The 23241-nt window shown below is 68.8% G+C and carries 9 protein-coding genes; 6 read left to right on the top strand and 3 right to left on the bottom strand.

From position 1 onward, the window contains the following. Window positions 1-50 precede the first annotated feature (50 nt). From ABZ671_RS25225 to ABZ671_RS25215, 3 genes are all read right to left on the bottom strand, one after another. Window positions 51-4979, bottom strand: a complete 4929-nt coding sequence (locus ABZ671_RS25225) for a DEAD/DEAH box helicase (RefSeq protein WP_357862488.1) — start codon at window positions 4977-4979, stop codon at window positions 51-53. Beyond that, the gene (locus tag ABZ671_RS25220) at window positions 4976-8287 is read right to left on the bottom strand and encodes a hypothetical protein (RefSeq protein WP_357862486.1); all 3312 of its coding nucleotides are present in this window, start codon (window positions 8285-8287) and stop codon (window positions 4976-4978) included. Before ABZ671_RS25220 ends, ABZ671_RS25225 begins: the two co-directional genes overlap by 4 nt. 551 nt (window positions 8288-8838) lie before the next feature. After that, window positions 8839-11301 (bottom strand): AAA family ATPase, encoded by a 2463-nt coding sequence (locus ABZ671_RS25215; RefSeq protein WP_357862484.1) that lies wholly within the window; start codon window positions 11299-11301, stop codon window positions 8839-8841. Between the two features lie 319 nt (window positions 11302-11620). Between ABZ671_RS25215 and ABZ671_RS25210 the strand changes: the two genes are divergently transcribed. The 6 genes from ABZ671_RS25210 to ABZ671_RS25185 all read left to right on the top strand — a co-directional run bounded on the left by ABZ671_RS25210 (window position 11621) and on the right by ABZ671_RS25185 (window position 23157). Then, entirely contained in the window at window positions 11621-13756 is a 2136-nt protein-coding gene (locus ABZ671_RS25210) for an N-6 DNA methylase (protein ID WP_357862483.1), read from the top strand. A 51-nt stretch (window positions 13757-13807) separates the two neighbouring features. Then, window positions 13808-15859: a class I SAM-dependent DNA methyltransferase gene (locus tag ABZ671_RS25205; RefSeq protein ID WP_357862480.1), complete on the top strand. Its 2052-nt coding sequence runs from the start codon at window positions 13808-13810 to the stop codon at window positions 15857-15859. Continuing rightward, window positions 15856-17196, top strand: coding sequence for a restriction endonuclease subunit S (locus tag ABZ671_RS25200; protein WP_357862478.1), 1341 nt, complete (start codon window positions 15856-15858; stop codon window positions 17194-17196). Before ABZ671_RS25205 ends, ABZ671_RS25200 begins: the two co-directional genes overlap by 4 nt. Before the next feature lie 99 nt (window positions 17197-17295). After that, window positions 17296-17499, top strand: a complete 204-nt coding sequence (locus ABZ671_RS25195) for a hypothetical protein (RefSeq protein WP_357862476.1) — start codon at window positions 17296-17298, stop codon at window positions 17497-17499. 226 nt (window positions 17500-17725) lie between these two features. Further along, a complete protein-coding gene (locus ABZ671_RS25190) occupies window positions 17726-19981 on the top strand; it encodes an AIPR family protein (protein ID WP_357862474.1) in 2256 nt (751 codons plus the stop codon). After that, complete coding sequence (locus ABZ671_RS25185) at window positions 19978-23157, top strand: type I restriction endonuclease (RefSeq protein ID WP_357862472.1); 3180 nt, start codon at window positions 19978-19980, stop codon at window positions 23155-23157. Before ABZ671_RS25190 ends, ABZ671_RS25185 begins: the two co-directional genes overlap by 4 nt. Window positions 23158-23241 lie beyond the last annotated feature (84 nt).

The following is a 23241-nucleotide window of genomic DNA, read 5'->3' as shown; positions in this document are numbered from 1 at the left end:
CCATGGACAGAGGAAAGCCACGCGGTCGTGCACGGGCACAGCCGCCGGAATCAGAGCACCGCAACACCGATCAGGGTGAGCCCGTCCGCGCCGTTGTCCAGCGGCGGTCCGGCTGTCGGTTGCAGGCCCGCCCCGATCACGCCGTAGGCGTCGCGTCGGAGCCAGAGCCGTCCTACTGCGGCTTCGCCGTCGCGGGTGGCGAGGACGACTCGGCCTTCGTAGAGGTCGAGTTGCCCAGAGGTGACCGGCTCGAAGACCTCGCCGGGTGCCTCCGTCACCAGGAAGCGGCGGGTCGCGGTGAGAGCGGGTCCGACATCGGTGAGCGACACCCGTAGGGCGCCGACGGACGCCTGGTCGCGTTTGCCGAGTAGGCGGCCTAGCACGTCCGCCGCTGCGCCGCGGCGTAGCTGCTCGTGGTAGCGCTCGTTGCGGAACACCCGTAGGCACCGGTAGCAACTGGTTTCCGGGCCGCATTCGCAGTCGCGGACCCGCCGCAGGGCCTGGTCCAGTACGTCTCGCAGCCGCTCCGCGATGCGCTGGACGTGGCCGGCGCCGCCGGGCACGGTGTCGTACAGCATGATCACGCTACGGCCCGCTTCGGTCCGGTAGACCGTCGCGTCGATGTCGTCGCGGGAGATCTCGAGCGCGATTGCCGCTCCCTCCACCAGGGCGTAGGCGATCGATCGCCAGGCGCTCTCGTCGACACCGGCCACGATTGCACCGTCGAAGCTCAGTTCGAGGACGTCCGTCTGGTATTTGTGTGCCAGCGACAGGTTCTCCATGCGGCCACGGCACTCGCGGCCGCTGAGTGGGCTTTGGTGATCGGCGCGGCCGTCGATGGCCCGGCAGGCGAAGCCACAGGTCGCGCAGACGAAGAAGCCACGTCCCATCGCGCCGTCGCTGATCGCGACCAGCTCACCCCGGGCGCCGGCCCGGATGGTCACCGCTCCACCGGCGAGGTCCAGCTTGTCCGCGTAGAGCTCGGCGCCGGGTGAGACGACATGGGTCGCGCCGTGCCACGCACGACGGGGTGCGCTGGTGGGTCGCCTGCCGGCGCCCCGTGCCGCAACGAATCCGAAGACCGGGATGGCGTACTGGCGGGGCGCGCCAATCAGGGCGGCGCCGCAGGCTGGGCATTCCTGGTCGAGGCGGTCGATCGAGTCGCGGTAGTGGCCACATCCGTCGCACACCGCGTAGTAGCGTCGCTCCAGGTCTCGCCCGGGCAGCCGGTACAGGCCGGCCGACTGCCAGACCAGTCCCCCGGCGACGACCTCCGCACCGGGCGCGTACTCGTAGATGGCGGACGACAGGTCTCTGGACAGCTCGAGCTGCTTGGCATGTCGGGCGTCCGCGAAGGCCAGTCGCAGTTCGACGGTGTCGACGGGGAAGCCGTACTTCGGCAGGACGTTGCGGTTGGCGAGCAGCCCGAGCAGTTCACGGCGAGTGATCGTGTTCATGACGCGGCCATACCGCGCGGCCTTGTCGTCCTGGCGCGCGGCGAATGCCTCCTGCCGCTTTTGCTCGTACGTGTCGACGTCCTGCTGTAGTTCGGCCCGGACCGATTCCAGCAGGTAGAGCAGGTGCTCGACCCATTCTTCGGAGTCGACGCCGACGCTGTCTCGCACGTCGGGCGGCAGCACCTGCCGCAGTGAGGCGGTGACCTGCGCAGGAACAGGGGTGAGGAAGTCGCGGACCAACGTGACCGGGGCGATCCCGTCGTCTCCTGGCAGGAGGAACTCCCCCGCCGTACGCCAGATGGTGCCATGGGCACGGAACTGGTGCCGGAAGAACGCCGCGAGCGCGACGGAGTGGGCGTGCCGTCGGTCGATCCGCACATTGTTCAGGGGCACGTACGGTGCCCGGACCTCCCCGGCGATCATCCGGTCGGGCTCGGCGAAACGGGAGAGGTCATGCGAACGGCGCTGCGCGTAGGTGAGCACGAGCGCGGCCGAATCGGTTCGGCGGCCGGCCCGACCGGCCCGTTGGACGTAGTTGGCGGTGGTCGGTGGCATGTTGCGCAGCATGACGGCCTGCAGCTCACCGACGTCGACGCCGAGTTCGAACGTCGTGGAGCAGGAGAGGGCGTTGACTTCGCCGCGGACGAACTGCTGCTGGATCTCGGCGGCGCGCTCGCTCGTCCACTGGGCGGTGTGTTCGAGTACGCGCAGCGGCACCGGGTTCATGTCCCGGTAGACGTTGCGGTAGTGGTCCGGGTCAGTGTCGTCCGTGGGGGGCGTCCAGGGTTCGAGGTCACCGGTGCAGGCCATAGTGGGGCAGGTGGCGCGCACGTTGAACGGGGTGAGCTTGCGGCATCGGGTGCACTGCCACAGGGCCAGGCCGCCGGCCGTGGGCGTGCAGGTGATCAGGGCGGGGTCAAGTTGGTAGACCTGCCCGATGCCGGGCTCGGTGCCGGCGATCAGCCACTCGGCCTGCGGCCCCTTGGTCAGCAGGCGCCACACGCCCTCCAGCAGTTGAATCGGATTCGCCTGCCGGTTGAGCCGGGTGAGCACTCTGGCCACGAAGTCGGCCCGCCGGTTGGTGCCCTTGGTCGGTAGCCAGCTGAGCACCTTGCGGCGCTTGTCGGAGCCGGTGCCGCGTACGTAGATCGGGCCGAGCCGCGGTTGGAACGCCTCGTCGCGCGGGTCCACGCCGTCGAGGGCAGCGACGGCGCCCTGGAGTCGGATCGAGCGGATCAGTTCGGCGAGCAGCGCCCAGGCTTCCTCGTCGGTGAGGCCGAGGGCGAGCAGTGGCTGGGGTGGCCGCCAGGCGGGGTCGCGGGACATGTCCCAGGCGATCAGTCCCCTGCCTTCCAGGGAGTTGCGTTCGTCGACGCCGACGGCTTCCACCTGTGCCCAGAGGGCGACCTGCCGCTCCCGTGCCTGTCGGCTCTGTCGGCGTTCGAAGATGCCGTATCGGTCGGCGGCGCGGGAGGTGTGGTAGACGACGTCCTCAAGGCGTACTTCGTCACCGCTTGCCGTGGCGGTGACGGCGCCCTCGTGAAGCAGCCGCCGGTGTTGCATCCGTTCGTAGGAGTCTTCAAGGTACGGCGCGAAGTACGCCGCCGACTGCCGGCTGTCGCTGAACAGCAGCAGTTTGCGTCCGCCGCCTCGTAGGCCCTGCTGAACGGGGTCGGGCGCCACGGGCAGCTTCTGGTAGAGGGCTGTCGCCAGGACCGAGGCGGAGGCTTCGTTGCCGCTGGCGAACAGTCGGATCAGGCCGTCTCCGCGTCCGCCGCACGCCAGGCATGCCGTGAGCTCGTCGGTGCGCTGTCGCAGGAAGCGTACGGCGCGCATGGCGCTGTTCGGGCAGCGCGGGCAGCTGGTTGTCGCACCGGCCTGGAACACCCCGCAGCGGGTGCACATCGCCCCCATCTCGCCGGCCGCATTAGCGGCAGCGCTGAAGATTTCCTCGTCCTCGTCGGTCGCCACACCGTCGACCAGCGCCATCCACACCTGCTGCTCGTCACGGGAGCGGCGGGACCGGAATACCCTGAGGGTGCCGATCTGCTCCACCGTGCCCATCAGGTAGACGGTGCCGCAGCGGCGGCAGGTGCCGAACTCGAAGGCCGCGTCGCCGCACCGTCCGCACCGCTCGTGCCTGGTCAGGCTGACGTGCGGCCCGTTGGATCCGAGGCAGGCGAAGGCGCCTTCCGTCGCGCGGGCGAACAGGTGGTAGCGGGCGGAGAGCACCGGGGTGCCGGTCTTGTCGTGCACGCTGTTGGCCAGGGCGACCATCGCCGCGGACGCGGACGGACCGTGACCGGGGAGCAGGGCCTGGGCGACCTCGTGCAGCGGTATCGGCCCGTGGGCGAGCATCGCCTTGAGCCGGCGGATGCGTTGCTCGTAGGCCAGCGCCTGGGCGGGATCGTCCCCGGCGTACCCGTGCTTGGGGGCAAGGGCGACGACGGCGCCGGCGGGATCCGGCGCGTTGAGCAGCTCCTCATACGCCGATGCGGGCAGGGGGCCCCACTCGGGCCCGGGTGGCAGCTCGACCCGGTCGGCGGTGACGACGTCCTGCCTCGCCTCATCCGTGGGGTCGTACTCGAACGGGACGGGGAAGAGGGAGGCGGCGAAGTCGACCACGGCCTTCATGTCGCCGCCGACGGTCGCGCTGGTCGCGATGCACTGCACCGGCCGGCCCGACTCCACCCGGTCGGCGAGTCGGCGCAGCAGCATTGCCAGCTCCGCCCCGCGTGCCCCGTCGTAGACGTGCGCCTCGTCGACGACGATGAACTGCCAGTGCCCGGCGTGGTCACCCTCGAACAGGTCCATGTCCAAGGGGCGCAGCAGCAGGTATTCGAGCATGGCGTAGTTGGTCAGCAGGAAGTGCGGCGGCCGCTGCTGCATCTCCTCCCGGCTGAGCAGCTCGTTGGTGAGCAGGCGCTCGCCGGGGTTCTGCTGCTCGAAGACCTCCACGGCCTCCCGGCGGCTGCGGCGGGTCTCTCCCGTGTACCGACCGAAGGTAATGTCCGGCGCCTCGGCCAGCAGGCTCCGCAGCCGCTTCATCTGATCGTTGGCCAGCGCGTTCATCGGATACAGCAGCAGCGCCCGGACGCCCGGCCCGAGGGTGCCCGCCGCACGTTCGGCCATCAGCCGACTCAGGATGGGGATGAGGAAACTTTCGGTCTTGCCGGATCCGGTCCCGGTGGCGACGACGATGTTGCGGCCCGCGGCCGCCTTCCGGATCGCCCTCTCCTGGTGTCGGTAGAGCGGGCGGTCCACGGCCAGGCCGTCGCCGAGGGTCGCGATGCCGGGTTCCAGCGCGCCCGCGTCGATGAGCTGGCGGGGTGTGGAACCGGTGACGTAGGGCGGGGTCGCCTCGAGCAGCGGTCCCTTGGTGATCTCCTGGTTGATTGCCTCGCCGATCGCGGCGTCGAGCGCGGTCGCGAGCCGGGGATCCTTGGGCTCCACCAGGGTACGCAGATAGCGCCGGTAGGTGGAGACGATCGCGTCGCTGGTGGTGAGGGGGTCGAGGATCATTCGGCTGCTCCGGCTCCGGTCAGGAGGAACTCCGCGAGGAGGAGGTCGATGGTGACGAGGCGGGGCGCGCTGCGGGCGAGCGTCGCGTGGTGGGCCAGGATTCGTGGCAGCTGCGGCTCCAGGGCGGTGTGCCCTCGGGCGGCGAGCCGCGCCACGAGGGCGAACGCCAGCGACAGTGCGGGGAGGGCGAGCCACCCGCGGGTCGGCTGGCGGGCCTGCACCGCGGCGACGACCCTCGGTCCACCGAACTCTGCCAACGGCTTTTTTAGGGTCAGCAGCAGCCCTTCGGCATGGCTGGAGACCCGTCCCAGGCCGGGCCGCACCCGTACTTCGAAGAGGTGGCGGGCCGCCGCCAGCCGTTCGTCCGCGTCGAGCAGGCCGCCGGGGACGATCCGCATCGCCCGCCATACCCGGTCGCGTTCCTCGGGGGGAAGCAGCGCGAACCTCTCGGCCGACTGGTCGAATCTGCCGACCGTCTCATACGGGTCGGGGCCGCCGGCGAGCAGCTGGTCTGCCACCTCCCCGCACACTGCGGCGATCTGTTCGCGCAGATCGGCATGGGAGGCGATGTCAGGGAGTCGGTGTGCCGAGGCGAGCATGCCGGCGAGGGGGCTCGCGGTCCACAGCCGTGCCTCGGCGGCTTCGCTGACGTAGTTCTCGGGTGGCAGGGTGATCAGGCCGGAGTGCACCAGGGGCGCGACTACCTGGTCGGCTGAGGCTTGGTGTTTGGTGAGCGCGGCCAGCGCCGCGGCGGGATGCCGGCGAAGGAGCACGGCGGTGCCGCGGACGTCGGCGGTGACGCCTCGGGCGCGGATGTCGTCCGCGCGCGGGTAGAGGTGGAACAGCAGCGGCGCGATGTCTGGCCGGTCTGGCAGGTCGCCTGTTCCGGCCAGGTACGCCGAGAGCGCCTCGCCCGCCGGGTCCTGCCCGGTCGCTTCCCATGTGAGGTCGGTGATGTCGTAGGCGTTGTCGCGTCCGGGCCAGTCCGGCCAGTCCGCCGGCAGCCACGGATCCTCGATGCGTAGCAGCGCGACCAGTGGGCCGGCGGTCGTGACGTGCGTCGGGAGCGGGTCGCTGACCAGATCCGCGGTGAGGTGCGTGATGTGCGGCGGCTGCCACGGCGCGTACACCTGGTACAGCCCAGCCGTCAGTCCTCCGGCCCGCACGCCGTCGACCAGCACCAACCGGTCGTCCTCGACGCGTACCGCGCTGGCGAGGCGTCGAGGCGTGCAGCGCGCCACCGGGAAGTCCTGCCCGTCCAAGCGGACGTCCAGCTGAGCGAGGCCGTGGGCGCCGACCGTGTCGGCGATGTCGGCGAGCCGGAACCGGGCCATCGGCTGCCCATAGGTCGCCCCGGACGGAACGGTTTGCCGCTCGCGGCCCCCGGACCGGACGATCAGCCGTGCGTCCGCCGCCCGCGGCAGCCGGACCAGGAGTTCACCCTCGCCGATCGTCTCGGTGTCCAGTCGCAGAGGCTGCAGGGACCATTCGGCGCGGCTGCCGCCGCCGAGGCGCTGGACCGCCATGTGTGCGGGCGTGACTCGTACGGTGGTCCCGCCACCGGTGCTGTCGAGCTGAAGTTCGGCGGTGGTCTCGGCGGCACCCAGGTGGATAGTGGCGGACGTGACCGACAAGCCGGGCAGGGTGGCGCGGGCCCCTACCGTGGCCGGTTCCAGCCCGTCCGCCGTGATCGCCCGCCAGGAGGGGTGGGAGATGGCCGACAGGCCTTCGGCGATCTCCAGCGTGCGGGACAGGCCGCGGCCGAGCGGACCTCGGACGGTGATCTCGTACGTGCCGACCAGGGGACGGACCAGATGCCGCCACGGGTCGACCGTCGTGTCGTCGCCCACGGAGAGGCTTTCGGTGTGCAGGAGCTGGCCGGTGCCGGGCCGGCGGATCCGGATCGACCATTCGGTGGTCACGCCGGGATCGGTCGGCAGGGCCAGCCGCGGGGCCGTAGCGACGACCGGCGCGCCGTCGAGGCTGCTCACCCCGGGCAACGGCTGGGCGAGCTGCAGTTGGGCGCGGCGGGCACCCTTGACCCGGCGGGGTGTCCCATCCCCCAGTCGCAGCTGGGACACCTGGCGAAGGTCAGCGCGGCGCAGCGTCCAGCCGAGCCAGCCGTACGGGGCCGGCACGTCGTACGTGTCGAGCAAGTCGCCGTCGACCCGCAGTTCGAGCGGCCCACCGCCGTCGCTTTCCTGCGGATACAGCAACCAGACCGGCTCGGGCGGCAGACCGGAGGTTGCCGGCACCCGTCGACCGTCCGCGGTGAAGACCAGGAGGGGGTCGCGCGGGTCGACCACGTCCAGTTCGTACTCCTGGTCGTAGCCGGCCAGTTCGACCGCCACCTGCCGGGCGGGGCGCGTGATGGCTACCGCTGTTGCGGGTGCCGTCTCGGTCGTGCCCGGCCAGCGCGACTGGCTGACGACCGACTCGACCTCGCCGTCAAAGCGCAACCGCCACATGACACGACCGTCCAGTGCGTCGTGGACCGGCGGCAGCCACACCAGCAGGCCCCGACCGAACGGCTCCAACTCCAGGTGGGGACGCTGCTGCGCTGGCTGCGTGGCCGAGTCGATGCGGTCTGAGCTGCCCGTCCAGTCGAGCTGGCCCGCCTCTGCGAGCGCCTGGGCCTTGGCGATCAGGTGTGGGGACAGTCCGAGTCCGTCCGCGGTGATCCCCGGCTGCCGCAGCCGCTCCAGAAGGTCGAGGCAGCGGTCGATGAGGTCTTCGGCGTAGTCTTCGCCGCGCTGAAGGAACCGCTGCACCGGCTTGTCGGTCCCGCTCAGGCGCGACTCGCGGCCGGACGCGAGCGCCCAGGCGAGGAAGCTCTCACCGGTGAGTCCGGGGTCGCGGGACTGGCGCTGCAGGAGGAGATTCAGCAGGTCGCCGAGGCAGTATGCGGGGACCCCGGCGTGCATGAGGATCTCACCGACGTTGACCTGCGGCAGACCATGGAACCGGGCCAGCCGGAAGTGGTCGAGGTTGGCGCGGAAGGCCCTCCCCCACAGCGTCTGGTCAATCTGGCCCGGCAGCTCATTGTGGACGGCGGTCCAGTAGTCGCCGTGCTCGTACCCGACGGCACCGATCCCGGCCAGGCCGACGACCAGGCACGCCGGGTATTGGCGGGTGAGCAACCGGTGCCGGTCGTGGAGTGCGCTGTACCAGTAGACCCGTCCCAGGGCGCGGATGACCTGTTTGGCGTGGTCCTCCGGCGCGTCGATCTCGGCGACGAGCGACACCGCGCGCAGGGACGGCGCCCACTCGGATTCCCGAAGCCGAAGTATCTCGGATGCGTGTGACACGGTCTCCCTCATGTGAACTGGGTCGGTGCCGTCTGGCGACTATGCAAGCGAGCTGCGGTGGACTCAAGACAAACCGAACACCATGGCATCCACCCCGCCCGATCGGTCAGCAGAGTGGGCCCGGTCGGCCACGACGGTGGGCGGGTCAGGTTGACCGCCGCCCCACTCGGGGGAATGGCGGGGTTGGGTCGGCCTGCTCGAGTTGGGGTAGCAGCGCGGTGACGTCCTGGTGCCAGCCGTGGAGTTTCCGCAACGGTGGGCGCGAGTTCGTACGTGTGGTGGTGCATCGCCCGGGACAGGCCGTGCCAGGCCGTGCCAGGCCGTGCACGCCATCGATGCCGCCTCGGTGCCGGCGAAGGTGGGCAGGACGAGCAGCTGGTGGCGCATCGGGCGGTCGGCGACGGACGAGGCGACCCGGTTCCAGTAGTCCCGCAGCCCCTGTTCGAGGGCGAGGCGGGTCAGGCAGGCGGATCCGCGTTGCCAGCAGCGACGCATGCTCGACGGTGGTTGGATCAGCAGCTCACCGGCGGCGTCGAGGTACTTCTGTGGACTCACGACTGGCTCAGCCTCCCCACCACCGCCCGCGCGTCCGTCACCAGCCCTCCAAGGTCGCCCGAGCTGTCGCCGTGCGCGCCGCGGTTGGCGAAGGCCACCACCCGCCGGGCCGCGCGGTGCAGCCGTTCCAGCGGCTCCTTGAGTTCGCCGGCCCGCCGGTGGTCCGACAGGAGGGCCAGCGCGAGGGTCGCCCGCAGCCCCTGCGCCTCGCTGATCGCCGCCTCGGTCTCCGCGATCGGCCGTCCGGCCCGGAAGTCGCGGGTACGGATCCGCTCGTGGCACGTGTACTCAAGGGCGTCGCGGATGAGGTTGCAGACGACCGGGCGGCGGACCTCGTCGGCCAGGTCGTCGTCGCGGGCGATGGCCATCGCGTCGTCGAGGTAGCGCCGGGCGGGGTCGCCGTGTGCGTCGCCGGTGACGGTGACCTGGGACTGGGCCAGTCGGCTGACGAACCGGATCCGGGCGTCGAGTTGCAGGTGCCGCACCGCGGCCGGGAGGCGGTCGTCGTGGGTGAAGACGATGACCTGCCGGTGCTTCGCCACCTGGTCCAGGACCTTGGCTAGGCCGTAGACCTTGGTCGGATCCATGGACTGCACCGGGTCGTCGATGACGAGGAAGCGGAACGGGCTTTCGGGCATCGTGGCGCGGGGAAGGAAGAGCGCGAGGGCGAGCGAGTGCAGTTCGCCCTGGCTCATCATCCCCAGCGCCGCCCCTGGTACGCCGTCGACGTTGACCTTCAGGTCCACCCGGCGGCTCGTGCCGGTGCCGGCGAGCTGGATCGGGCCGAGGTCGACGTTGCTCTCCTGCCGCAAGGTGTTCCAGATCTCGGTCGCCTCCGCGGCTACCGGTGCGAGCTTGTCGTTGCGAATCTTCCCACCGATTTTCTGCAGCCAGGTGACCGCCGCCTTCAGCGCCGCGAACACCTGCGCGGCGTGCCGGCTGGCCTGCCCGGTGTCGATCCAGGCGCGGATCTGGTCGGCGACCGGCTGCCACGCAGCCTGCCGGCGTTCGAGCGCCTGTCGCGCCGCGGCCTTGACCGGCTGCAGGGCGGCGGCAAGCGCGTCGAACGTGACGAGCACGCCCTCGGCGATCTTGTGCGGGTCGGCCGACCCGATCAGTTCGTCCCAGTGCTGCCACGCGACCCGGGCGTCGCCGGACTCCACCCCTTCAGCACCGAGGTCGAGGGCGAGTACGGGCGGCAGTTTGGGTAGCCAGCTCCGCAGCACGCGACGCGATTCCCGCTCGACCTCATGGGCTTCGTCGAGCCGCTCGGCGCGCTCGGTGAGTTGGTGCAGCTGCGCCTGCGCCTGCTCGGCCCACGCCTCGTCCAGGGTGCGACCCCCACACACTGGACAGGGCTGGCCCGGGTGCCTGTGGTAGTGACGCAGGGCGTCGCCGAGCAGCTTGGCGAGCGCCCGCGCCTGCTCCACCGGTGTGCCGGCCAGGTCGTCGATCTGCTGCAGCGCGCCCCGGAGCCGCTCGACCTCGCGTACCAGGCCGTCCCGTTCGGGCAGGTCGAGCACGTCAAGCTGGCGCAGCGGCACGCTGGTCGTGTCGGTGCTGGGCTCCTCGACGGTGGCCAACGCCGCAAGCGCGTCCAGGTCGGCGGCCTTGCCGCTGAGCGCCTGCTCGGCGCGGCGGGCGCGCAGGTCGGGGTGGGACGCGAGCGTGGACCGCAGCTCCGGCAACTGAGCGGCGGCCAGCTTGCGCCGGTCGTCCATCTCCCGGCGGGCGGTCTTGAGCATGTTCTCGATCTCGACGAGCCGGCCGAGACCGAGGATGCGGTGCAGCGAGTCGTGCATGTCGCTGGGTCGGCCACTGAGCAGGCCACCAAGTTCGCTGTAGGACAGGAACGGGCGGTACAGCTCCAACGGCTGATCCCAGCCGAGATCGGCAACAGACTGCCGGCGGTCGCCAGAGATCTGCAGGAACGACGTACGGTCGTCGAGGCCCGCTCCGGACTCCCAGTTGCATTCGACGCTGGCGCCGTTGCGGTGGCCTTCGACCCCGAGTCGTACGTGGATGCGGGGACTTTCGGTGGCGTGCAGGTTGCGCCAGCCCTCCTGCCAGACCGAGCTGCGGCCGGCCCACCGCTTGTTCTGGCCGGTCAGGGCGAACTCGGCGGCTTCGGCGAAGCTGGACTTACCCGAGCCGTTGCGACCGGTCACGATGGTCAGTCCCGGGCCGGGTACGAGGTTGAGCGTGGCGGTGGGCCCGATGCCGCGGAACCCGGTCACCTCGATGCTGGCGAGGTAGGTCCCGATCGGCTCGAGGGCTTCGGCGTCGGGCGATGGGGGCGCCGGTCGGCGCGGTGCTGCGCCACCGAGCACCGAGGAGAGTTCTTCGCCGCCGAGCAGGGCGGCGATGACGAGGTCCTTGGCGGGTTCGGGCAGGTCGGATTGGTCGAGGTGGTCGAGGATGAGCTGGTCGACGGTGTCAGCTTGAGGGTCGATGCTCATGTGGTGCCTCCTCTCGCGGGATGGCTGACGAGTGGCCGCACTGGAAGAGGGCGCTACTCGCTACGTCGGCATGGGGGATCTGTCCGGCGGAGGCGCTGAGCCGGACGTGGTGCCTGCGTGGTCCTACAGATGGGGTGGCGCGCCCGGGCGTCGACACCCGGACAGGAAGCATCGGCGGCAGCCGAGGCATACTCGGCCCGCTCACTGAAACCGACACTAGCACACTCGAACGTGAAAGCAGCGTCAAACCGTTTACACGCCTCAGGGCTCGTGTAGAGTGAGCCGCGAGCAGGACGATGCACGAACTGACAGGACGCCGATGCCCAGACACGCCCAGGTGACCGCCGCCGAGATCTCCCGGCTAGCCGGGGTCACGCGCGCCACCGTCAGCAACTGGCGTCGGCGTCACCCGGACTTCCCGGCCCCCACGGGCGGGACCGAGACCAGCCCGGCCTACGACCTGGACGCGGTCCAGGCCTGGCTCGCCGCGCGAGGTCAACTCCCCGCCACCTCACCTGCCGACGACCTACGCACCGCCGTGCGCGCCACCCGGGCCAGCGCCGGCACGCCGACCAGACTGCTTCCGCTGGTCCTGGCCGCAGCCCGGATGACCGACAGCGACCTGAAGCAACTCGTCGACCTGCCCGACCGCCAACTGCCCGAACGGGCACAACAGGCGATCCGGCCACACCTTGCCGAGATACCCGGGACTGCCGACCTGACGTACGGCGCGGGCGAGGCACCGCTGCTGCGCGCGCTGCTGTGCTGCGTCGCGGACGAGGGAGCACTGCGGGCCGCGGACGTGCTCGCGGAGAACGACCTCGACGGCACCAGTGCCAGCGGCCTGTACGACACGCCCGCGCCCGTGGCCGCACTGATGGCCGACCTGCTCGCCGAGCCCGGCAAGCCGTACCCGGCGGCTGTCTTTGACCCCGCCTGCGGCGCCGGTGGCCTCCTTGTCGCTGCCGCCGATCGAGGGGCACAGAAGCTGTACGGCCAGGACATCGTCCCCGCACAGGCCGCACAGGCAGCCGTACGCCTCGCCCTCCAAACGGTGGGGACCAAAGTTCAGGTGAGCGTGCACGCCGGCGACAGCATCCGCGCCGACGCGTTCCCAACCGTGACCGCCGAAGCCGTGCTCTGCGCCCCACCCTACGGCGACCGCGAGTGGGGCCACGAGGAGCTGGCGTACGACTCACGGTGGATGTTCGGTCTGCCGGCGAAGAGCGAGTCGGAGCTCGCCTGGCTTCAGCACTGCGTCGCACACCTGGCAGACGGTGGACGCGCGGTCCTCCTCATGCCGCCAGCCACCGCCGAGCGCGGTTCGGGCCGCCGAATCAGGGCCGAGATCCTCCGCAGCGGCGCGCTACGGGCCGTCATCGCCCTTCCGCCCGGGGTCGCGCAACCCCTGCACGTCGGGCTTCACCTGTGGGTGATCGAACGCCCGCACCCGCAGGCCACGTTGCCGCTGAACGTCCTCATGGTCGACACCGCCGCGCCCGATGCCTCCCGCCCTGTCCAGTCGCCGAGCAAGCGGCCGACGCTGGACTGGCCCGCCCTCCGCGACAGCGTCCTGAAGGCATGGAACGACTACGACCGGCACCCGGACAACTTCGATCCCGTTCCGGGCGTCGCTCAAGCAGTCCCCATCATCGACCTGCTCGACGAGACGGTCGATCTCACGCCCGCCCGCCACGTCCGGGCCACGCCGGTGCCGGCGATGCCCGACGAACTCGCTGCGATCGGCCATGAGCTGCGCACCCGGCTACGGCGAGCAGCCACCGGGCTGATCACTCTCAGCGGCGGCCAACCGTGGCCGCCCGTCGGCAGCGCCCCCCAGTCGTGGCGCACCGCCAGCGTCGCTGACCTTCTACGCGGCAACGCGCTGGAGCTGCTGCGGGTGCCAGCGGCGATTCGCAACCCCTCTCCCCTCGTGGAGGACCCGTCCGCGCCTCGCACCCTGACCGCAGGGGACGTGATGTCGCACCGCCCCGCCTCCGGCCCCGGAGAAGAGGAGCACACAGGCGCCGGGATCGAGATCCGGGAAGGGGACGTCATCCTCCCGGAACTACTCCACAACAACGCCACTGGCACTGCCCGTGTCGCCGATGCCCGCGACGCCGGCAACCGCCTCGGTCGTCACCTGCATCTCCTGCGGCCCGATCCCACCCGCCTCGACCCGTGGTTCCTGGCCGGCTTCCTGGTCGCCGAGGAGAACATCAACGCCGCATCATCCGGCGCCACCGTTGTCCGCCTCGACCCCCGCCGCCTGCGAGTGCCGCTGCTACCTCTTGCCGAGCAGCAGCGATACGGCAGGGCATTCCGCCAACTGCACGCTCTTCGCACCGCAGCCGACATCGCCAGCCGCCTCGCCGACGAAACCGCCCGCACGCTGGCCGCAGGCCTCACTGGCGGCGCGCTGCAACCACCTGGCGCCGATCAGACGCCATCCTGAACTGGCCCGACTCCCCCAGCCACCCGGCACCGGCTCATCGGAAGGAATCCGTTGAACAGCAGCAAGCACACCGAACTGGCGAACCACGCCTGGTCGGTCGCCGACCTCCTGCGCGGCGACTACAAGCAGTCCGACTACGGCAAGGTGATCCTGCCGTTCACCGTACTGCGTCGCCTGGAGTGCGTGCTCGAACCCACCCGCGACAAGGTGCTGGCCGAATACAACCGGCGCAAGGACCAGAACCTGGACCTGGCGCGGTTCCTGCCTCGCGTCGCCGGGCACCGCTTCTACAACCTCAGCCGCTACACGCTGAAGTCGATCGTCAACGACTCCGGCCAGATGGCGAAGCACCTGCTCGCCTACATCGGTGCGTTCTCCGAGAACGCGCAGGAGGTGATGGAGCGCTACGAGTTCGCCCAGCAGGTGCGACGCCTCGACAACGCGAACCTGCTCTACCGGGTGACCGGACGGTTCGCCGACCTTGACCTGCACCCCTGCCAGCGCAATAAGAAGACCGGCGAGTTGATCCTCGACAAGGAGACCGGCAAGCCCATCCCCAATGTCACCAACCACCAGATGGGGTACGTCTTCGAGGAGCTAATCCGGCGTTTTGCCGAGAGTTCCAACGAGACCGCCGGTGAGCATTTCACCCCGCGCGAGGTCATCGAGCTGATGGTGAGTCTGCTCGTCGCTCCCGATGATGACGTGCTGACCGTGCCAGGCATCTCCCGTACCGTGCTGGACCCGGCCTGCGGCACCGGCGGCATGCTGGCGGCGGCCGAGGAGCACATCACCACGCTCAACCGGTCGGCGACCGTAAAGGTCTTTGGGCAGGAGCTCAACCCGGAGTCCTGGGCGATCTGCCGGTCCGACATGATGATCAAGGATCAGGACCCGGACAACATCAAGTTCGGCAACTCGTTCAGCGACGACGGCCACCGCGGCGCCCACTTCGACTACCTCCTGGCCAACCCACCCTTCGGCGTGGAGTGGAAGAAGGTCAAGGACGAGATCGAGACCGAGTACGAGACGCTCGGGGAGAGCGGCCGGTTCGGCGCCGGGCTGCCCCGGATCAACGACGGCTCGCTGCTCTTCCTCCAGCACATGATTTCAAAAATGAAACCGGTCACCGCCGACGGCAAGGGCGGCAGCCGCATCGCCATTGTCTTCAACGGCTCCCCGCTGTTTACCGGGGCGGCCGAGTCTGGCGAGTCGCGGATCCGGCAGTGGATCCTGGAGAACGACTGGCTTGAAGGCATCGTCGCCCTACCTGACCAGCTCTTCTACAACACCGGCATCTCCACGTACTTCTGGATCCTGACTAACCGCAAGGCCAAGGGACACCAGGGCAAGGTCGTCCTCCTCGACGCCCGCGACCAGTTCGCCAAGATGCGCAAGTCACTCGGCGACAAGCGCAAGCTCGTCACCCCTGAACAGATCAAGCAGATCACCCGGCTGTACGCGGAGGCGCTCGACGCCGCCAAGGATTCCGAGCACCCGCAGCACAGCAAGGTGAAGGTCTTCGCCAACGAAGACTTCGGCTACCGCCGGATCACCGTCGAGCGCCCGCTGAGGCTTCGCTTCGAGGTCACCGACGAAACGCTGACCGCACTGGCCGTCTCGAAGCCAATCCAGAAGGTGTCGGATGCCGACGCGCTGACCACCGCGCTGAAGCCCCTGGTCGGGCAGATGTGGACGACGAAGCGGGCAGCGTGGGACGCACTGCGGAAGGCCATGGCCGAGGCTGGCGTGCTCTGGCCCTCCGGCACCCCCTTCCAGAAGGCGATGCGGGACATCATCGGGGTCCGCGACCCCGAGGGCGAGGTCCAGCTCGTCAAGGGCAACCCCGAGCCCGACCCCGAGCTACGCGACTACGAGAACGTGTCGCTCGATGAGGACGTCGAGGAGCACCTGCGCCGCGAGGTGCTACCGCACGTCCCAGACGCCTGGATCGACCACGAGAAGACCAAAATCGGATACGAGATCCCCTTCACCCGCCACTTCTACGTCTACAAGCCCCCGAGACCGCTCGCGGAAATCGATGCCGAGTTGAAGGCGCTTGAGGCCGAGATCCAAACGCTGTTGGGTGAGGTGACCGAATGACTGAGGTCCTCGGTGTACCCCTGCCTGCGCACTGGACGGTCGCACCGCTCAAGCGGGTAACCCCACTGATAAACCGTGGTTTGGCGCCCAACTACGTCGACGTCGGGCCGATTGTAGCCATCAGCCAGGCTTCAAACCAGGACGCTGGAATCGACTGGTCGCGGACAAGGTTCCATGGTTTCAGTGGTGATCCCAGGAAGTTGAAGGGTTACCTCGAGCCAGACGACGTCATTATCAACTCGACTGGCACGGGCACGCTCGGGCGAGTCGGGTACTTCCAGGGTTCGCCGGGGAGCATCCCTTGCGTTGCCGACAGCCACGTAACAGTTGCACGGTTCTCGTCGCACGCTGTCCACCCCCGCTTCGGCTATTACTGGATGCGATCCCAGCCGTTTCAAAGCTTCATCTATTCGGCGCTTATCGTCGGGGCTACCAATCAGATCGAGCTGAACAGCGAGAAGCTCGGCGGAGCACCGATCCCTTTGCCGCCACTCGAAGAGCAGCGCCGCATCGTCGAGCTTCTCGACGCCGAAACCGCGCGTGTCGACTCGCTTGCAGGGGATCGAATGCAACAGCATGCTCTTCTCGAGGAGCGCTCCTACGCCGAGGTTTCCGAGACGCTTCTACCCGGCGCGCTAACCGCTCCGAGCGGAAATTCGCCCTGGCCTTGGTTGCCTGATAATTCCGCAGGCGGACCTTTGGTCCGCCTCGGCTACGTTTGCCGATTGCAGAATGGCTTGACCGTGGATGGCAACCGTGACGTGAGTGGCGATGTCGTCTCTCGCCCGTACCTGCGGGTGGCAAATGTGCAGGCCGGTTACGTCGACTTGACGACAGTTACCGAGGTCACCGTGCCGCGCGAAACCGCAAGACGCTGCACGCTACGCACAGGGGACGTCCTGATGACCGAGGGTGGGGATCTGGACAAGCTCGGCCGCGGCACTGTGTGGAACGGCGAGCTACCAGGCTGCCTGCACCAGAACCACGTCTTCGCGCTTCGTCCAGATGCGGACCGACTCGACGGTGACTACCTAGCGCTCATGACTCGGACGGTGCACGGACGCTGCTATTTCGAGAGCACCGGCTCGAAAACGACCAATCTTGCGTCGACCAACAGCAGCAAGATTCTCAGCTTCCCGATCCCGCTGCCTTCCCTGTCTCGCCAACGTGAGCTAGTTCGTAGCGCCAGCAGCAAGATCGACGCGATCAGGCGGTTAAAGCGGGAGCTAGATCGTCAGATCGCACTACTTGCCGAGCGTCGTCAGACCCTGATCACGGCCGCCGTCACCGGCCAGATTGACGTCTCCACCGCCAGCGGGCGGGGCAGCGGAGACTGACCAGCTGCCGCCCGGTCTACGCGGCTGCGGCACCGTCCACGAGACGGGGCTACGGAGAGAGGTTCATGTGCTCGTCAAGGTCGGTGCGGCCGATCTCGCATGGCTCGCGCCGCCGGCCGGGCCGTCACCGGCGACCCCATCCGCACCGGTGCCGCCACCATCGCCCTCAAGCAAGCGCTTCGCGCCCTTGGCCGCGACCATTTCGCCCTCATCGCGGCCGTCGCCGTCACGGCCTCCGCCGCGACGATGGGGAACGCGGAACGCTGCTTCATCCAGGCCGCGATGGCTTTGTGGCTGCGGTGACGTCCGCCGCACCGTGGGTAGGCCGCGACGTAGGCATCGGCGCACCCGATCAGGCGGCCGCAGCGTCAGCAGACCCCGGCGCAAGCCAAGCGCTCAATTCCCGACAGGGCCTTCTCGGCGGGCCCACGAATCCACGACGGCCGCTACCATGGGTGGCGCACGCGCGCCAAGATCAGTTGTATCGGTGATCGACGCGCAAGACGCTGCGCGGGGCACGCTAGCTCGGTTGAGACGCATCCGTCCGGCCGCAGCCCCGGCGCGCTCGGCCCGTCCAGCGCGACGTGCGGCAGATGACGATGACGGTCGGCAGTTAGGTAATCGAGTGAGCGGGAAGCCTGGAGCGCCTGGTGCGTCGCCCTACGACACTGCCCCGAAGACGCAGGTCCGACAGGTCCGGGACGCCCTCCTGCGGGAATTCGACGGGCTGATCGACGTTGAGGATCTCGCCAACAAGTCAGCCGTCGATCGTGAGCAGGCATTTCTGTCGAGGGCACTGGCCGCGCTGACGGTCCGCGACCTGACGGGCTGCGACTCAGCAGCCGCCGCCGACGCAGTCATCGATGGCCGGGATGACATCGGCATCGATGCGGTGGCCACCGACAAGAACGCGTCGCATCTCTGGTTGGTCCAGTCCAAGTGGAGCGACAGCGGCAAGGGGAAGTTCGTGGTTGCCGACGCGCTCAAATTCATCGAGGGTCTTCGCTGTATTGACGCACGAAGGTTCGACCGCTTCAACATCCGGTTCCAGAATCTCGCGGACCAGGTGACCGCCGTGCTCAGCAACCGGGGGTCGAAGATCACCCTGGTTCCGACCGTGATGCGGACCGAGCCACTCGCGGAAGACGTCGTGCAGCGGCTCTCCGACGCGCAGGAGGAGTTCAACCAGTTCGGCAACATGCTCGGCCAGCGCATCTACCTGGCCCGCGACATCTGGGAGGTGGTCCGCAACGACTTCGCGGAACCGCCCATCCCGCTGACCGCCAGGATGCAGGACTGGATCAGAGTCACCGAGCCGTACGAGGCATTCCAGGGAATCGTTTCGGTCGCCGACATCGCTGAGTGGTACGACACTCACGAGGACCGCCTCTTCGACCGCAACATCCGCAAGCCGCTGGGCATCACACAGGTCAACCAGGGCCTGACTGACACCCTGACCGCTGACCCGCACAACTTCTGGTTCTTCAACAACGGAATCACCGTGCTCTGCGACACGATGAATCCCGAATACTTCCAGCGTGGCGCGCGGCGGTCGCCGGTCACGCTCCATCTGGACGGGGCCAGCGTGGTGAACGGCGCGCAGACCGTCCACGCGATCCACCGGGCGTTCCGCAAGGATCCCGAGGCGATCGCCGACGGCTACGTGACCGTCCGGGTCATTTCGCTCAAGAACTGCCCGCCGGGCTTCGCCGATGCGGTGACCACAGCCACGAACACTCAGAACCGGGTCGAGCGGCGCGACTTCGTCGCCCTCGATCCCGTGCAGCGGCGCATCAAACAGGACTTCCTTCTCTCGCTGCAGAAGACCTACACGGTGAAGCGCGGTGAGCCGGAGCCCGCAGCGGACAGCGGCTGCTCGGTGGAGGTCGCAGCCGTCGCGCTGGCCTGCGCGCACCGGAACTCCGATCTCGCGGTCCGCGCCAAACTCGGCGCGGACCTGCTGTGGGAGGAAGGCTCGCAGGGTGCCTACCACCTGCTGTTTAATGTGCAGGACCAACCTTCCGCCTACCAGATCTGGCGCAGCGTCCTCGTCCTGCGGGAGATCGACGCCACGCTCTACCGCACGGCGAAGGACCGTCAGGCGCGGGCCGAGGCGATCGTGGAGCGCGGGAATCGGCTGATCGCGCACATCGTCTTCCAACACCTAGACCTCGACGGCATCGACGAGCCCGACACCGACTGGGATGGGACCCTCACCCAGGTGCCCAATATCGTCGAACGTGCCACGGACTTGCTCGTTCACCACGTCGACGCCGAGTTCAAGAAGCAGCTGGTGTCCAGCACGCTCTCCGAGCCCGAGCCCTGTCGCATCCTCGCCGGGCTGGTGCTGCGGGATCTGCGAAGCGGTGCCCCGGTTCCCGACCTGCCGCAGGAGTACCGACCGGTGCGGAGCGTCCCGAGACAGCGCCGACGCAACGCCGTCCCCACTCTGGTCGATGCCAACCGGCTTGCCGAGGGCACGCCACTGACCTTCCGGGCTATCGGCCAGCCCGAGCGGGAAGCGATGGCCGCATGGCTCGCCGCAGATCCGGCTCGGTCTACCGCGACCTGGGTCAACCAACGGGTGCGACCACTGCTCTGGGCGGCCGACGGGAAGCGCTACTCCCCCTCGGGGCTAGTGCAGAAGATGTGGCAGTTGGCAGAGTGGAGCAAGGCGCCCGTCGCTGCCCAGGGGCCTGCCCGGTGGTGCGACGCGGAGGGGAAGTCCCTGTGGAGGCTGGCACTGGAAACCCGAAACGACGACGACCTCGGCGAGGACGCATGAGCCCCATCCATCATGAGGCCGCGTTCGGTGACGCGATCGTCGCTTCTCTCCTCGCCGGTGGATGGGAGCTCGGCAGCGCCGCCGATTACCGCGCCGATCTCGGCTTGGACACCGGGCAACTCTTCACCTTCATCGGCGCGACCCAGGCCGCCGAGTGGGACGACCTGGTCACCTTCTACGGTGGCGACCAGAGCGCCGCGCAGCGCGGGTTCGCTAAGCGTCTCGACCAGGCGATCGCCACTGACGGACTTCTCGACGTGCTTCGCAAGGGCGTGAAGGACCACGGGGTACGTATCCGGGTTGCCTACTTCAAGCCGTCGTTCGTGGAGTCGGAAGAGATCCTCGCCGACTACCGGCGCAACCGGCTGACGGTTGTCCGGGAGCTGGCCTACGCCACCAAGCAGGCCGACCGGGGCAACCGGCTGGACCTGACGCTGTTCCTCAACGGCATCCCGGTGGCCACGGCGGAGTTGAAGAACCCGCTGACCGGCTCGGGTGTCGAGCACGCCAAGGAGCAGTACCGCACCGAACGGGATCCGACCGAGCTGATCTTCTCGCGCCGGGTGATCGCCAATTTCGCCGTTGATCCGGACCTGGTGTTCGTCGCCACCCAGCTGCGCGGCAAGCCGACCCGGTTCCTGCCGTTCAACACCGGTTCGGAAGGTCCGGGTCGACCGGGCGGCAAGGGCAACCCCCCGGCCACGGAGTACGGGAAGTACGCGACCTCCTACCTGTGGGAGGAGATCTGGCAGCGGGACAACTGGCTCGACCTGTTGGAGCGCTTCGTCCACCTACACAAGGAGAGGGGTGCGGACGGGCGTACCCGGAAGTCCTTGATCTTCCCCCGTTACCACCAGTGGCATGTCGTGAAGAAGCTGACCGCGCACGTGGCTCGGCACGGCGCGGGCCACAACTACCTGATCATGGCCTCGGCGGGGTCGGGAAAGTCGAACACCATCGCCTGGCTCAGCCACCGCCTTTCGTCGCTGCACGCGCACACGGACGTGGCCGAGCTGGACCCGGACGCGGTCAAGGCCGGTCTCACGCCGGGCGCCCCCGTCTTCGACAAGGTCATCATCATCACCGACCGGCGGAATCTTGACACGCAGCTACGCGCGACGATCGGCAGCTTCGAGCAGACCTCCGGCCTGGTCGTGAAGATCGAAGAGAACCGGGGGGCGAAGTCGGAGCAACTCGCCCGGGCGCTGTCCCGCGAGACCGGCAAGATCGTCACCGTCACGCTGCACACCTTCCCGGCGCTCCGGGACTATCTCAAGCAGAACCCGACCGAGATTCAGGGCCGACGGTTCGCAATCGTCATCGACGAAGCGCACTCGTCCCAGTCCGGTGACGCGGCCGGCTCCGTCCGTGAAGTGCTACGCGACCTGGGTTTGGACGCCGACTCCGGAGATCCGGGTGCGACCAGCGCTGTCGCACCGGCAGATACCAAGGCCAAGCTGAAGGCCAAGGCACAAAAGCGGCACCGGGCCGCCAACCTCTCCTACTTCGCGTTCACCGCCACCCCCAAGCACAAGACCCTCTTGGACTTCGGCACGCTCGGCGACGACGGGAAATTCCATCCGTTCCACACCTACTCGATGCGGCAGGCCATCGAGGAGGAGTTCATCCTCGACCCGCTGCGCAACTACGTCACCTACGACACCTACTGGAAGCTCGTCAACGGCAACCCCGACGAGCGGAAGGTCGACCGGGCCAAGGCCAACCCCCTGCTGGCCCGGTATGCGTTGACCCACGACGCGACCGTCGCCCAGCACGCGCAGGTGATCGTCGAGCACTTCCGGACCCACACCGCCGGGAGGCTCGGCGGGCGGGCGAAGGCGATGGTGGTCACTGCGGGCCGGCCGCAGGCCGTACAGATGGCTCGGTCGATCAAGAAGTACATCGGCGACCTCGGCTATCCGGACCCGGGCGTCCTGGTGGCCTTCTCCGGCACCCTCAGCTACGACGGTGAGGAGATCACCGAGGCGAAGGAGAACGGCGGGCTGTCCGAGAGCGCCCTGCCGGACGCGTTCGCCTACACGCGCGCCGACGACAAGGCCGCCCAGTCCAGCGGTGCCGGGCAGCGCGAGTATCGGATCCTGGTGGTCGCGGAGAAGTACCAGACCGGCTTCGACCAGCCGCTGCTCACCACGATGTACGTCAACAAGACGCTGACCGGCATCGCCGCCGTGCAGACCCTGTCCCGGCTCAACCGCACCGCCGATCGCAAGAGCCAGTCCGACCTGGCGGTGCTGGACTTCGCCAACGACGCGGAGAAGATCCAGGACGCCTTCCGCCCGTACTTCGAGGAAGCCGCCACTCTGCCCTCGGACCCCAACCTGCTCTACACCGCCCAGAGTCGGGTGATGTCCGCGGACCTCCTCGTCGACGAGGAGATGCTCGCCTTCGCGGCGGCCTGGCTGGCCGCCGACGAGCAGGCCGCCGGCAACACGGCCAAGTGGGAGAAGCTGCACGCCGAGCTGTACCGACACCTGGACCCGGCCGTCGCTCGCTTCACCGCGTTGCTCGACAGCGACGGCGAGGACGACCAGGAGACGGCCGATAATTTCCGCGCCGACCTGAACGACTATGTCCGCAAGTACAGCTTCCTCTCCGGCATCGTCCCGTACACAGACGACGAGTTGGAGGGCCTCTACCTGTACGGGCGACACCTGCTCAACCGGCTGCCCCGCCGTGAAGACGGCGGCGTGGACATCGGTGAGGTGGACCTCAGCCACCTGCGGGTGGAGAAGACCGGCGAGCACGACGTCAGCCTGGTGCCGGAAGGGCCGACCGACATGAAGGGCTTCGGCGACGGCTCCGGCGGCGCCAAGGAGTCGGAGAAGTCACTGCTGTCGGAGCTCATCGACCGGTTCAACGCGAAGCACGGCACGGAGTTCACCGAGCAGGACGTCATCAAGCCCTTCAACGAAGCACTCGCCGACCCGAAGGTGCGGCTGGCTGCCGTCGCCAACGACGAGGAGAACTTCGGCCACGTCTTCGACCCGGTCTTCGAGGACAAGATGATGGACCACTTCGACACCACCGCCGACCTGGGGCGCAAGTACTTCGACCCGCAGCAGAACTTCCGCAGTTCGCTCAACCGCAGCGCCCGCAGCGCCGCCTGGCGGCTGATCCGCCGGCAGGAGGGAGTCGTCGACGACGAGGCTGCCTAACCGGCCGGGGGGGGGGGGGGGCGCGGGCGGCGCGCCCCCCCGCCCCGGGGGCGGGGGCGGCCCCCGCCCCCGACAAGAGCCCCC

Source organism: Micromonospora sp. NPDC006766, assembly GCF_040636055.1.
Taxonomy (GTDB): domain Bacteria; phylum Actinomycetota; class Actinomycetes; order Mycobacteriales; family Micromonosporaceae; genus Micromonospora.
The sequence above is the reverse complement of the archived record's forward strand: the minus strand, read 5'-3'. Positions and strand labels throughout refer to the sequence as shown.